Source organism: Chromohalobacter nigrandesensis, assembly GCF_023061285.1.
Lineage (GTDB): Bacteria > Pseudomonadota > Gammaproteobacteria > Pseudomonadales > Halomonadaceae > Chromohalobacter > Chromohalobacter nigrandesensis.
In genome coordinates this window covers 1-12,743 of record NZ_JAKGAM010000007.1, presented here as the reverse complement: position 1 = coordinate 12,743, position 12,743 = coordinate 1, and the positions used below count along the sequence as shown (strand labels likewise).

Here is a 12,743-nt window from a genome sequence, read left to right as displayed (position 1 = left end):
CGAGACAAGTGTCCGGGTATTCTGGATAATGCCGACAAGGATGCCGGCGCTGAACGTACTCCAGTGTACGCAAAGCCGGAACGCAATGCATGGGGAGGGTGGTCGAAGGCTGCATTGGGCCCCGCGAGGGGTCGTCGTGGACCAGGGAACCGACCCGGGAGAAGACGCTTGATCGTATTCCGTTATCTGACGCGCGAGATCCTCGCCACCATGGCCGCCGTGGCCGGCGTGCTATTGCTGGTGATCATGGGCAGTCGCTTCATTCGCTATTTCGGCGATGCCGCGCAAGGGGACATTCCCGCCAATATTCTCGGCACCCTGATGCTTTTCCACCTGCCCGGGTTCATGGAGCTGGTGCTGCCGCTGTCGTTCTTTCTCGGCATTCTGCTGGCGTTCGGGCAGCTTTATCTCAATAGCGAGATCACCGTGCTGGTGGCCTGTGGTGTCAGCCCCAACCGGCTGCTGCGCGTCACGCTTTGGCCGGCACTGCTGGTGGCGATTCTGGTGGCGGTGTGCAGCTTGTGGCTGACCCCGAGCGGCGCCCGCCACAACGAAATGGTGCTCGAGGAACAGAAAAGCCGGCTCGATTTCTCGGTGCTGCAACCGGGGCGTTTCCAGGAGTTCGGCAGTGGGCGTACCGCCTATACCGAGAGCCTCAATGACGACCGCTCGCGTATGCAAAGCGTCTTTATCAGCGAGCGTCAGGCGCGTAGCGATGGTACCCCGGAGACCGTGGTCACGCGGGCCCAAGGAGGCTATCAGACGGTCGACGAGGATACCGGCAGCCGCTTTCTGGTGCTCACCGATGGCGAGCGGTACAGCGTCGAACCGGGTGACCGCATTGCCGAGCGATTGCAGTTCGATACCTATGCGGTGCGCCTATCGCGCGCCAGCGAGCGGGTCGATCTCGATGCCGCCGAGCTGACTTCGACCCCGCAGCTCATCGAGCGCGGCGATGACGAGGCCTGGGCCAATCTACAATGGCGGCTTTCCATGCCGCTGATGGTGCCGATTCTCACCCTGCTAGCGCTGCCGCTGTCGCGGGTCAATCCGCGTCAAGGGCGTTTCGCCAAGCTGATGCCGGCGATCTTCTTGCACATCAGTTATTTGAGTTTATTGCTGGCGGCGCAGGATGCCATCTCGCGTGGCGCGCTGGCGCCGTCCATCGGCATGTGGCCGATCCACCTGGGATATCTACTGCTGGGGATCTGGATGACACGCCGTGATCAGCGCCGCGGGGGCCGCACATGATTTTCGACCGTTTCGATCGCTACATCGCGCGCAATGTGCTGGCGGCCATGCTGGTCGTGCAGGTGATGATCCTGGGGCTGGACCTGGTCATCTCGTATATCAACGATCTTGGCGACGTCGAGGGTGGTTACAGCGCGCTCGACGTCTTTGTGTATCTGTTGATGCGCCTGCCGTGGCGGTTTTATCAGTATGCCCCGGTGGGCGTGCTGATCGGGGGGTTGATCGGCCTGGGCAGCATGGCATCGAGCAACGAGTTGACGGTGATGCGCGCCTCGGGACGTTCGCTGGCGCGTATCCTGTGGGGTGCCATGAAACCCTTGGGCTTGGTGATCATCCTGACCATGGCGATCAGCGAGTGGGTCAGCCCGGTGACAGAGCAACATGCCGAGGCCTGGCGGCTTGAGCAGCTCGAGGGCGAAGGGGCGATCCTCTCCGAGCAAGGCGGCTGGCAGCGCGAGGGCAACGACTTCTATCGCTTCGGCACCATCCGCGCGGATGATGTGGTCATCGATGTCACGCGTTACCATTTCGATGGCACGCGGCTGGAGAGTGCCGAGCATGCCGACCGTGCGGTCTGGGAAGACGGTAGCTGGCAATGGCAGAACATCGAGGAAACGCGCTTCGAGGACGGGCGCACCGTTACCGATACCACCGACAAGCGTACCTGGGACACATCGTTCACTCCCGAGCAGCTCAATCGCTTGCTGCGCTCGCTGGAAAGCCAGTCGCCCAGCGACTTGTGGGGCTATGCTAGTTTCCTGAAGAACGAGGGGCTCGAGGCCACGCAGCCGCTGTTGTACTTCTGGCAGAAAATGTTGCTGCCCTTCACCCTGGCGGGCCTGATGCTGGTGGCCGCATCGTTCGTGTTCGGTCCGTTGCGTACCGTGGCCGCCGGCACGCGCGTGTTTTACGGCATCATCGTCGGTGTCTCGTTCAAGTATCTGCAGGATCTCCTGGCGCCGGCCTCGATGCTGTTCGGCTTCTCGCCGGTGTTCGCGGTGCTGGTGCCTACCGTGGCCTGCTATGTGCTGGGCATCGTGCTGATCAGGCGCACCGGCTGACGGAAACGACACGCAGGCCTCAACGCTACGCCCCCGGCGCCATGACTTTGGCACCGGGGGCGTTGTCGTTCAGTGGTGCAGTGCAGAAGGTGGTTCAGGCGTCAGGCGATGAGAAGACGGCGGTAGTCGCCGGGTGTGAGGCCATAGGCGGCCTTGAAGCGCCGGGTGAAGTGGCTGAGGCTGCGATAGCCCAGCGAGTAGCAGATCTCGGTAATCGGCGCGTCGGCCTCGCGAAGCCACTGGCGAGCGCGGGCCAGGCGCAGGCGTTGCTGGTACTCGCCGGGGGAGTAGCCGACCTCGCGCTGGAATAGCCGATACAGGCGTGCCTTGCTCATGCAGGCCTCGCGGGCCAATTGCGCGCCGTCCAGAGGCTGCTCGGGGTGGCGTTCCAGCCAGGCCAGGGCGGCCGCGAGCCCGTGACGTGGCGGCGCCTGGCGGGCGTCGGCGAGCAGCAACTCACGCGATTGGGTACGCAGCAGGCGCACGATCAACTCGTCGATGCCCAGCCCGATCAGCGCGTCGCGGTCGGGGTGATTCTCGCGGAAGAGCCCCATCAAGCGTTCGATCAGCGCCTGGGTGGTCGGGCTGTGCGGCACGTGCAGCGCATGCGGATGATAGTGCCACTCGCCGAGCTCCCGTTCGCGTGGCTGGGCCTGGTTGAGGCGTTCGCTGAGGGCGTGAATGCGCGCGGGATCGAGATCGATGGTCAGGCAGGTAGTGGGTGTGTCGGGGCGCGCATCGGGGAAGTCGATGCGCACTTCCTGGTGCGGCGCCAGCACGAAGCTCTCGCCCGGCAAAAAGGTTTCCGGCGCGTCGGTGGCGCCATGCATCACCTTGCGCCCTTGCAGCATGCCGCAGTAGAGCACCCGCTCGGCGCTCAAGGCGACATCCTGCGCGGGCCACCAGGTATCGTAGATCGACAGCTCCGCATGCGGGCCCGCGTAACAGATGCGATTCTCGATCAAGCGCCGTGTGCGGGGCGTCTCCGCCAGTTGCTCGAGCGTGCGGGCGTTGTCCGCACGAGGGACCCGGGCGCGCGAATCGGGAGGCGTGACGGCATGCATGGCGAACTCCTGAACGGTACCGACGGTGTGGGCGTGGATGTCGCCCGTTACCTCTCAGTGTAGGCAAATTCGCTATCTGAGACTGGCAGACAAACGTCGGAGACTGGCAGGCAAACCGACACTTGGCTGACACGCCATGCTGAGGACGATGCGTACTCATTTTCCAAGGGGGCAGGGTTGCACACCAGTCGGCTCGCCCCGGCGCATTCGCCCAAGGAGACACGCCATGATTTACACACGTCCCGGCAACCCGGGTGCCGTCGTCGACTTCAAGTCGCGTTACGAGAATTTCATCGGTGGCGAGTGGGTAGCGCCCGCCGAGGGTCGCTATCTGGACAACATCACTCCGATCACCGGTGAGGTCTTCTGTCAGGTACCGCGTTCATCGGCGGCAGATATCGACCGTGCGGTGAAGGCGGCACAGAAAGCCGCCCCGGCCTGGGGCAAGATGCCGCCCGCCGAGCGGGCCAAGGTGTTGCTCCAGATCGCCGATCGCGTCGAGCAGAACATCGACAAGCTGGCCGTGGCCGAAACCTGGGACAACGGCAAGCCGATCCGCGAAACCAGCGGTGCCGATATCCCGCTGGTGGCGGACCACTTCCGCTATTTCGCCGGTTGTCTGCGTGCTCAGGAAGGCACCATCAGCGAAGTCGATGAGAACACCGTCGCTTATCACTACCACGAGCCCTACGGCGTGGTGGGCCAGATCATCCCCTGGAACTTCCCTATCCTCATGGCGACCTGGAAGCTGGCGCCTGCGCTCGCTGCCGGCAACTGCTCGGTGCTCAAGCCGGCCGAGCAGACCCCGGCCTCGATCAATATCTTCCTCGAGCTGATCGCCGATCTGTTGCCGCCGGGCGTCATCAACGTGGTGCACGGCCTCGGTGAAGAAGCCGGCGAGGCGCTGACCACGCATGAAGGTGTCGCCAAGATCGCCTTCACCGGCTCCACCCCGGTGGGCAGCAAAATCATGGCTAATGCTGCCAAGCGCATCGTGCCGGCCACGCTGGAACTGGGCGGCAAGTCGCCTAACGTGTATTTCGAAGACGTGCTCTCGCATGGCGAGGCCTTCGCCGAGAAATGCATCGAAGGCTTGTTGATGACCTTCTTCAACCAGGGCGAAGTATGTACCTGCCCGTCTCGCGCGCTGGTGCACGAGTCGATCTACGACGAGTTCATGGCCCGCGCCATCGAACGCGCCAAGACCATTCGCCAGGGCAACCCGCTGGATACCGAGACACAGATCGGCGCCCAGGTCTCCAAGGAGCAGTTCGACAAGATCCTCTCGTACATGGATATCGGCCGCGAGGAAGGCGCCGAATGCCTGCTGGGCGGCGCCAAGGCCAGTCTCGAGGGCGAACTGGCGGGTGGTTTCTACGTGCAGCCCACCATTCTCAAGGGCCGCAACGACATGCGCGTCTTCCAGGAGGAGATCTTCGGCCCCACGCTCGCCATCACCACCTTCCGCGACGAAGAAGAAGCACTGGCCATCGCCAACGATACCGAGTTCGGGCTGGGCGCCGGGGTCTGGACCCGCGACATGAACCGCGCCTACCGCATGGGCCGGGGCATCCAAGCCGGGCGCGTGTGGACCAACTGCTACCACCAATACCCCGCGCACGCGGCATTCGGGGGCTACAAGAAGTCAGGCATCGGCCGCGAGACCCACAAGCTGATGCTCGATCACTACCAACAGGTGAAATGCGTACTGGTCTCCTACAGCGACGACCCGATGGGGCTGTATTGAGCCTGGACCGTTCGGGGCACTGCCCCGAACGGCATTCCTGCTTCATGAAGAGTGGAGTCATCGCTCCATCACGGCTTCGGTGAACCTGTAGCCGCCTGACAGTCGGCTGCCCGCCGACCGAGGAGAAACGACAATGGACAAGACGATGAAAGCTGCCGTGGTCCGCCAGTTCGGCGAACCGCTGGCGATCGATGAGGTCGCGACTCCGCGACCGCAGCAGGGGGAAATCCTGGTCGAGGTAGCCGCCTCGGGCGTGTGTCATACCGATCTGCATGCCGCCCACGGCGACTGGCCAGTCAAGCCCAGCCCACCCTTCATTCCCGGTCACGAAGGTGTCGGCCATATCGTGGCGGTGGGCGAGGGAGTCAAGCACGTCAAGGAGGGCGACCGTGTCGGCGTGCCGTGGCTCTATTCTACCTGCGGCCATTGCGAACACTGCCTGGGGGGCTGGGAGACCCTGTGCGAGTCGCAGCAGAACACCGGCTACTCGGTGAACGGCGGTTTCGCCGACTACACCCTAGCCGATGCCAATTATGTGGGACGGCTGCCCGACAATGTCGACTTCCTGGAGATCGCGCCGGTGCTGTGTGCCGGCGTGACGGTTTACAAGGGACTCAAGATGACCGATGCCCGCCCTGGCCAATGGGTGGTGATCTCGGGTATCGGCGGTCTAGGTCATATGGCGGTGCAATACGCCAAGGCCATGGGCTTCAACGTGGCCGCGGTGGATATCGATGACGGCAAGCTGGCGCTGGCCGAGCGCCTGGGAGCTACCGTCGTCGTCAATGCCTTGAAGGCCGATCCGGCCGAGACCCTCAAACGCGAGATCGGCGGTGCTCATGGCGCGCTGGTCACCGCCGTGTCGCCCAAGGCCTTCGATCAGGCCCAGCGCATGCTGCGTCGCGGCGGCACTCTGGTGCTCAATGGCCTGCCGCCGGGCGACTTCCCGCTGCCGATCTTCGATACGGTGCTCAACGGCATCACCGTGCGTGGCTCCATCGTCGGCACTCGGCAAGACCTTCAGGAAGCGCTGGATTTCGCCGGTGAAGGCAAGGTCGAGGCCACCATCGCCACCGAGAAGCTGGAAAACATCAACGACGTCTTCCAGCGTATGATTGATGGCAAAATCGAAGGGCGGATCGTGCTGGACATGATGGGCTGAGCCACTACGCCACGAGACCGCTTCCACGTACTGAGTCGCGTCCGACTCAATCCTTGCCGCTTCCTAGGGAAGCGGCATTTTCATAAGGATGCTAGGTTTTGCATATAAGCTCATGCTTTCATGGCGGCTTTATCCCCCATTCCTTAGCCGTGTCGTTGGCGTTGTCTAGAGGTATCTTCGATGGATCTGTACTGGCTGTTCTTGATCATGGCAACGCTGACAGTGCTCAGCCCAGGGCCGGGTGTCGTGATGACCCTGAGCAACTCGCTGCGGTATGGCTTCATGGGGAGTCTCGGCGGAATATTCGGTATTGCCTTTGGCACTCTGCTCGTTGCGAGCATCTCCGCCTCGAGTGTCGGTGTGATCTTGGCGACCTCGGCGGTTGCCTTTACGGCGTTGAAACTCCTCGGCGCCGCTTATCTGTTCTATCTGGGGATCCGTCTTTGGCGCTCTCCGTCGCTTACGTTCGCTGAACGGCCCACGCAATCGCTAGGCTTTCGCCGCCGCTTTCTCGAAGGGCTTACAATACAACTGACCAACCCCAAGGCCGTGTTTTTCTTTCTCTCGGTCTTTCCCCAGTTCATCAACCCACAGTGGGACTTCACCGCACAGTTCACGCTGCTGGTGCTGACGTACAGTACGCTGGTGATAGTGATTCATTGCCTGTATGCGTTCTTCGGCCAACAGGCGAAAGGGTGGTTCCGCTCGCCAACGGGGGCGCGCGTCGTCAATCGTATCGGTGGTGCGACCTTCATGTGCTTCGGGGCCGCCCTGGCCAGCGCGAAAAGGTAAGGTAGGAGACATAGTCTAGTCGCTTGCTACACGGGGCTGGGCTTGCTCTCTGCCTCACCTAGCGCTTTCCAGCCACTCACCGTTGAGCCGAAACGGTGAGTGGCTGCTTGTCGGAGCGCAGTACTTTTCAGACAGTGCCTACACCTTGCTGACGATCAGCGCGGCATTCACCCCGCCGAAGCCAAAGCCGTTGCACAGTACGTGCTGGCTGCGGTGCTCGCGTGCCTCGCCCGGGACGAAGTCCAGGTCATGTAGATCCTCATCGGCGTTTTCCAGATTCAGGGTCGGGGGGAGCTGGCCGTGAATGGCTGCCATGGCGGAGAAGATGCTTTCCACCCCGCCGGCGGCGCCGAGCAGGTGGCCGGTGGTCGCTTTGGTGGCGGAGATCGGAATACCAGCGAGGGCGTCACCGAACGCATTGCGCAAGGAGGCGATCTCGGCCCGGTCGCCGACCGGCGTCGAAGTGGCGTGGGCGTTGATGTGATCGATGGCGTCGGGGGCGAGCCCCGCCATCCGCAGCGCGAACCGAATGGCGGCTGCGGCACCGGCGCCGTCTTCCGGCCCGGCTGTGATGTGGTGGGCGTCCGCGCTGGTGCCATAGCCGCTGAGGTAGGCCAGCGGCGTTGCCCCGCGCGCCTCGGCGTGGTCCAGGGTTTCGATCACCAACAGCCCCGCGCCTTCGCCCATGACAAAGCCGTTGCGGGCCTGATCGAAGGGACGCGATGCCTTGGCGGGGTCGTCTTGTTCGGTGGAGAGCGCCTTCATGGCATGGAAGCTGGCCAGCGAGAGCGGGTCGATACAGGCTTCTGCGCCGCCCACCAGCGCCACCTCGGCCTCGCCGCTGCGGATCATGCGCATGCCATCGCCAATGGCCTGCACGCCTGCCGCGCAGGCCGTGACCGGGCAGCCCAACGGCCCGCGCAAGCCATAGCGAATCGACACATTGCCCGCCGCCAGGTTGGCCAGGAAGGCCGGCACGGTGAAAGGCGAGAGCCGACGATGCCCGCGCGTCGTCAGGGTATTCTGCGCCTGGGTGATGGTGGGGAAGCCGCCGATGCCGGAGCCCACGATGGTCGCGGTGGCCAGCCGGTCCTCATCGCTTTCCGGGAACCAATTAGCCTGGGTAAGCGCCTCGTCGGCGGCAGCCATGGCATAAAGGCTGAACAGCTCCATCTTGCGGCGTTCCTTGGCATCGGCCACGCGATCAGGGTCGAAGCCTGCTTCCGGGTCGCTTTCCATGCCGGGTACCGCGCCCGCGACCTTGATCGGCAACTCGCCGGTATCGAAACGCGAGATCGAAGAAATGCCGGAGCGACCGGCCAGCAGGCGCTCCCAGTTGGCGTTCACGCCGCAACCAAGGGGGCTGACCATGCCCATGCCGGTGATGACGAGCGGTGATGACATGATAGTGTCCTGAACGAAATTGTATTCGTGCCACGCTAGCACCGAGCTTGATATGATCAAGATAATATTCAGCGTGTATTCAGCCCCTATTCTGAGCAGCAACGTGAGGTCGCCATGTCCGACTCGACGAATCGCAAAGCCAAATCGCGCGAGCGCATTCTCAAATCGGCCGTCGAACTGTTCAGCCGCCAAGGCTTCGAGAAGGTCTCCATCGGCCAGATCATGAAACTGGCCAAGATGACCCACGGCGCCTTCTATGCCCACTTCGCCTCCAAGGAAGCGCTCTACCACGCCTCGGTGCGCGAAACCCTGGAAAGCAGCCGTGCGGCCAGGCTGGTCAAGGGGCCGCTTTCGATGAAACACCTCACGGAGCTGGTCTCCAACTGCTGGAACCTCCAGGAGCTTGAGCGCAAGCACAAGCCCGGGCCGGAAACGGTGCTGTTCAACGAGATCGGCAACGAGAACGCCGAGATCCGCACGCTCTTCGAAGCCTCGTACCTGCGCATGAAAAAGATGCTGGAAACCCGGCTCATCGCCCTCAGCCGTCTCAAGAAACTCCCCTTCGAACCCGACCGCGACGTCATCGCCGACAAATCCCGCGTCATTCTCGCCTCGCTGGTCGGCGCCGTCGCCATCGCCAAAAGCCTACCCGGCGAGCAGGAACGCCAGCACATCCTCGAAGCCGCCCAACGCAACATCCTGCAGATGCTCGGCGTCGACGAAAGCGAACTGGAAAACATGCTGGGTGAAGCCAGGCAGTAGACGCCTGCGTGAATCAAATCTCACCTCAAGCTCCACTCATGCGTTCGTGGGCATTGCTCTCCCTGTAACGGCTAGTTACGGTACAGCAAAGGCTACTTAAGAAGACTGATGACCAAGCAGCGCGCAAAGACTATCGCATGGATGACAGCCGCTCATCGCCGCATGCACAGGTAGGGGCGGTAGCGTGGCTGGGGCCATGTTCAGGTTTCAACCTCAGGAACACCTGCTGTGGCAACGAATGAGTTCGCATCCAGCAGGCAGACGGTTTTCACTTTACGGGGCGGTAACGCCTTACCCAAAGCCCCAACAACGCTTGCAAGCACGCGAATCCTGCATAACGCGCCGAATTATTATGATTATCATTTGTAATCAATGGGTTAGATGCTAAATGGCGGGATGGATAAGATTATTGAACGCGCACGCTCGTTCAAGTGGCAAAATGAGCGTGCTATCTAATACCTTTTAGCCGACGGTACATTTATGGATTTATGCTATTTCTGTGGCTCGCCCGCTACGAGCAAAGAACATGTCCCCCCAAAGTCTTTCTTTCCGAAAGGTGGAAGAAGAGGCTATCGTCGGAACTTAATAAAAGTTCCATCATGCGACGCCCATAATTCTTTAAAATCAAAAGACGATGAATATGTCAGAGCACTTCTCGTTGGAATAAGCAAAAGAATAAATGAAGGGGGGGATAAGGGTTTGGTTCTCCTTCGCGACTCAGTGATCAGATCCATGACGAGGAATCCAAATTTAATCTCTCTAGTAATTAGGAATCCTAGTCCACCACTGTCATTTGGATCAGGCGAAGTGCCTACAATACCTGTTTCTTCGGAATATGATTTGGAGCGAGTGGAAAATTTCCTGAAGTCTATTGCCAAAGGGGTGTTCTTTCACCACTACAAAGAAGTATGGCGTGGGGAGGTCGATGTAATACCGCACTTCTTGATCCCAGAAAGTGCTACAGCCGAAGAGAAAAATTTCAGCAAAAGACTTGTTTCACTGATGCGAGAAAAAATTTCTTCTGGTGAGAATAAAGAGATTTTTTACTATGAGCTAAGTGATTTCAACGCGGAAGACGGTCCTAGGTACTCTATTGATTTTTGTCTTTATAAAGAATTCAACGTATCTTGCATCTTTTATTATGGCTAACAATCGCAGGCACAGCGGCGGCTTTTTGGCTGCGACTTCACCTTCACTACAAAGCCGTGCGTGCTGCGAGTGTTAGCTAACCAATCAAATGATCGTTATTCTGGGAAATAGTATGTCAGCAAGCATCTTTAAAATTGAAGGCCAGCGCGTTGACTCTCAGGATGAGTTTGCTCGCTTTGAAGAAGAAAACTCTTGGCATGACCTTCTCTATTATCCAGAGAACTTTCAGAGCACTGGCCGTCACCCCATAGTTTTTTCCGAAAAGGTTTTTGAACGAATTTCATTCAAAGATACTGATTTTCGAAATATTCGCTTTCTTCGCTGTCAGTTCAAAAATTGTTTATTCGCTGGCGCATCATTTACAGATTGTGAGTTCATTGATTGCCGATTCTTTGAGACAAACACATCCAAATTGCGCGTAACACGCTGTTTGCTTGACCCAAGCGACTTTAAAGAGAATTTTGATTTGTTTAGTGATACCAATATAGCAATTGGTCTCTATCAAACGCTATACAAGAATGCATCGGACGAGCACCAGCCAGAGCACGCGATTGAAAGCCTTTATAATATGGAAAGAGCAAGACACGCCCACTTAGACTCACAAAAGAAGCGAGATGTGATTACGAGGTGGGAATATTTAAAAGGAAAAATTCGGCATAGGGTATACGACTTCGTTACAGGTTATGGCCTTCGGCCTTTACGGGTGGTGCGGCTTCTATTTATAGTGGTGGGGCTTTTCTCCGTACTTAACTTTCTATTCGACAGCTTTATTTTCGGTGTAAAGAGTGATCTTTCTTTTGTTGATTCGATCTACTTTACTGTTGTTTCAATTACAACGTTAGGGTTTGGTGATATGGTTCCGGTTACAGCTGCGGGAAGAGTTTTTGTTACTTTCCAAGCGCTTTTTGGATTTGTTGCTATATCGCTATTTTTGTCTGCTATAGTGAATATAGCTCTGAGGTCACGCTGATATGTTTTCAATAGTTGAGTTTGGCTCATCCGTTAGAGGCAGCAATGACAAACATAGCGATAAAGATCTTCTTATCGTTTGCAGCAGAAGCTCACATAGGGTGTTGCGTAGGCGCTATGAGGCCTATGGGTATAGCGTAAGCACTTTAACTTCTGGCCAGCTTATTGCTATGCAGAGGCGAGGCTCGCTATTCGTGCAGCATCTAAAAAATGAGTCCCGAATACTATTCGACTATCAGAACTGTTTTCAGGATTGGCTCAATAATTGCCAATTAGTTAAGCCGAAAATTGGTGAAGTTAAGATCTGCGCAGAGTCTATTGTTTTCTTTAGTTCTTGGCCTAGTGATCCCCGTCTTGATCGCTGGAAGGCTGATGTTTTGTACTGCATGACCCGAGATTTTTTAATTAAAAGTTTAGCTATGCGGGCAAAACTCGTTTTTGGAATTGAGGATATTGAGCATGCCTTGCAGGAAATAAAGGTTTTCCCACGTTTCGATGTGGATTCGTTAAGAAAATTTCGGGAGATTAAGTCAGCGTACAGAGCGGGCAATGTACAGCCAACTATTTCATATGAATCAATTGATTACGATGTTAGCAGCATTGTTGATGGGCTTGGCTTGTCACAAGGGAAAAAGGAATTTGGCTCAATGGAATCTTTTTTGACTAATCTCTCTGCCCGACAGTTTAATTCGGTATATGAAAAATTGCGTAGCTTAGAGGCAGCCTATCTCATAGCTCGGTCGAATGGGATGTATCATCCCGCGCATATGTCTTTGATGAAATTTATCAAGTCTCCTAATGCATACGGGTCATCACAGATCAGGAGTCAGAATAAATTAGGGGGCTACATGGATGATATTCTTGCTATATTGGCTAACAAAGCAATGCACGCGACAAGCGCGTGATTGCGGCGTTGAGGCTGTAGAAAAACCCCACTGACGGCGACGTTTTGATAGGATCGGGTAAACAGATGAGGAGTGGTCGGCATGCCCCGCTTCAAGCCCTATAACCACGATCAGAGCGCCATGGTGGTGATCAACTACCAAGATCAGCTTCAGCTCGGCACTTTTGAGCACGCGGTACACTACCTGATCGAGCACAAGCTGGACCTGTCGATTTTCCATCCCAAGTACCGCAACGACGCGACTGGTCGGCTAGCGTATGATCCGGCCATTCTTTTGAAGATCATCCTGTTTGCCTACTCCAAAGGCATCACTTCCAGCCGTGAGATGCAGTGGTGCTGCGAGACCAATATCATTTTCAAAGCTTTGTCTTGCGATACCGTGCCCCACTTTACCACGCTGGCGAGCTTTGTCAGCGGCCATGCCGAAGAAATCGAAGCGCTGTTCGAGCAAGTCCTGCTGGTATGTCATGAAGAGGGG

Annotated in this window: 12 protein-coding genes and 1 pseudogene; 11 read left to right on the top strand and 2 right to left on the bottom strand. The window is 57.9% G+C overall.

What is annotated here, in order from left to right; translation table 11 throughout:
* Positions 1-168 precede the first annotated feature (168 nt).
* Together lptF and lptG are read left to right on the top strand one after the other, a co-directional pair.
* Positions 169-1,251 (top strand): LPS export ABC transporter permease LptF, encoded by a 1,083-nt coding sequence (gene lptF, locus L1073_RS10100; RefSeq protein ID WP_246898968.1) that lies wholly within the window; start codon positions 169-171, stop codon positions 1,249-1,251.
* Positions 1,248-2,312, top strand: a complete 1,065-nt coding sequence (lptG, locus tag L1073_RS10095) for an LPS export ABC transporter permease LptG (RefSeq protein ID WP_246898966.1) — start codon at positions 1,248-1,250, stop codon at positions 2,310-2,312. The genes lptF and lptG overlap by 4 nt, the downstream gene beginning before the upstream one ends.
* A gap of 101 nt (positions 2,313-2,413) precedes the next feature.
* On the opposite strand, the gene L1073_RS10090 is transcribed toward lptG, so the two are convergent.
* Entirely contained in the window at positions 2,414-3,376 is a 963-nt protein-coding gene (locus tag L1073_RS10090; protein WP_246898965.1) for an AraC family transcriptional regulator, read from the bottom strand.
* 226 nt (positions 3,377-3,602) lie between these two features.
* Between L1073_RS10090 and exaC the strand changes: the two genes are divergently transcribed.
* The 3 genes from exaC to L1073_RS10075 all read left to right on the top strand — a co-directional run bounded on the left by exaC (position 3,603) and on the right by L1073_RS10075 (position 7,077).
* On the top strand, positions 3,603-5,123 hold the full coding sequence (exaC, locus tag L1073_RS10085; protein WP_246898963.1) for an acetaldehyde dehydrogenase ExaC: 1,521 nt from the start codon (positions 3,603-3,605) through the stop codon (positions 5,121-5,123).
* Positions 5,124-5,256: 133 nt separating this feature from the next.
* Complete coding sequence (adhP, locus tag L1073_RS10080; protein WP_246898962.1) at positions 5,257-6,285, top strand: alcohol dehydrogenase AdhP; 1,029 nt, start codon at positions 5,257-5,259, stop codon at positions 6,283-6,285.
* A gap of 180 nt (positions 6,286-6,465) precedes the next feature.
* A complete protein-coding gene (locus L1073_RS10075; RefSeq protein WP_246898960.1) occupies positions 6,466-7,077 on the top strand; it encodes a LysE family translocator in 612 nt (203 codons plus the stop codon).
* 138 nt (positions 7,078-7,215) lie between these two features.
* On the opposite strand, the gene fabF is transcribed toward L1073_RS10075, so the two are convergent.
* Positions 7,216-8,481 (bottom strand): beta-ketoacyl-ACP synthase II, encoded by a 1,266-nt coding sequence (gene fabF / locus L1073_RS10070; protein WP_246898958.1) that lies wholly within the window; start codon positions 8,479-8,481, stop codon positions 7,216-7,218.
* A gap of 114 nt (positions 8,482-8,595) precedes the next feature.
* Here fabF and L1073_RS10065 point away from each other — a divergent pair, with 114 nt between their 5' ends.
* From L1073_RS10065 to L1073_RS10045, 6 genes and pseudogenes are all read left to right on the top strand, one after another.
* Positions 8,596-9,243: a TetR/AcrR family transcriptional regulator gene (locus tag L1073_RS10065; RefSeq protein WP_246898956.1), complete on the top strand. Its 648-nt coding sequence runs from the start codon at positions 8,596-8,598 to the stop codon at positions 9,241-9,243.
* Positions 9,244-9,723: 480 nt separating this feature from the next.
* Complete coding sequence (locus tag L1073_RS10060; RefSeq protein WP_246898955.1) at positions 9,724-10,392, top strand: hypothetical protein; 669 nt, start codon at positions 9,724-9,726, stop codon at positions 10,390-10,392.
* Between the two features lie 112 nt (positions 10,393-10,504).
* Complete coding sequence (locus L1073_RS10055; RefSeq protein ID WP_246898953.1) at positions 10,505-11,362, top strand: ion channel; 858 nt, start codon at positions 10,505-10,507, stop codon at positions 11,360-11,362.
* A 1-nt stretch (position 11,363) separates the two neighbouring features.
* Positions 11,364-11,471, top strand: a pseudogene (locus L1073_RS17355) (nucleotidyltransferase domain-containing protein); the annotation flags it as partial.
* An 84-nt stretch (positions 11,472-11,555) separates the two neighbouring features.
* Positions 11,556-12,266: a hypothetical protein gene (locus L1073_RS10050; RefSeq protein WP_246898951.1), complete on the top strand. Its 711-nt coding sequence runs from the start codon at positions 11,556-11,558 to the stop codon at positions 12,264-12,266.
* An 81-nt stretch (positions 12,267-12,347) separates the two neighbouring features.
* On the top strand, positions 12,348-12,743 hold a 396-nt coding region (locus tag L1073_RS10045; RefSeq protein WP_246898950.1), incomplete at its 3' end, for a transposase.

Bases quoted from the DNA above. Each gene is read 5' to 3' on its own strand.
- L1073_RS10090 (WP_246898965.1), bottom strand. From the start codon at position 3,376: ATGCATGCCGTCACGCCTCCCGATTCGCGCGCCCGGGTCCCTCGTGCG.
- exaC (WP_246898963.1), top strand. From the start codon at position 3,603: ATGATTTACACACGTCCCGGCAACCCGGGTGCCGTCGTCGACTTCAAG.
- L1073_RS10060 (WP_246898955.1), top strand. From the start codon at position 9,724: ATGGATTTATGCTATTTCTGTGGCTCGCCCGCTACGAGCAAAGAACAT.
- fabF (WP_246898958.1), bottom strand. From the start codon at position 8,481: ATGTCATCACCGCTCGTCATCACCGGCATGGGCATGGTCAGCCCCCTT.
- L1073_RS10075 (WP_246898960.1), top strand. From the start codon at position 6,466: ATGGATCTGTACTGGCTGTTCTTGATCATGGCAACGCTGACAGTGCTC.
- adhP (WP_246898962.1), top strand. From the start codon at position 5,257: ATGGACAAGACGATGAAAGCTGCCGTGGTCCGCCAGTTCGGCGAACCG.
- L1073_RS10065 (WP_246898956.1), top strand. From the start codon at position 8,596: ATGTCCGACTCGACGAATCGCAAAGCCAAATCGCGCGAGCGCATTCTC.
- L1073_RS10055 (WP_246898953.1), top strand. From the start codon at position 10,505: ATGTCAGCAAGCATCTTTAAAATTGAAGGCCAGCGCGTTGACTCTCAG.
- lptG (WP_246898966.1), top strand. From the start codon at position 1,248: ATGATTTTCGACCGTTTCGATCGCTACATCGCGCGCAATGTGCTGGCG.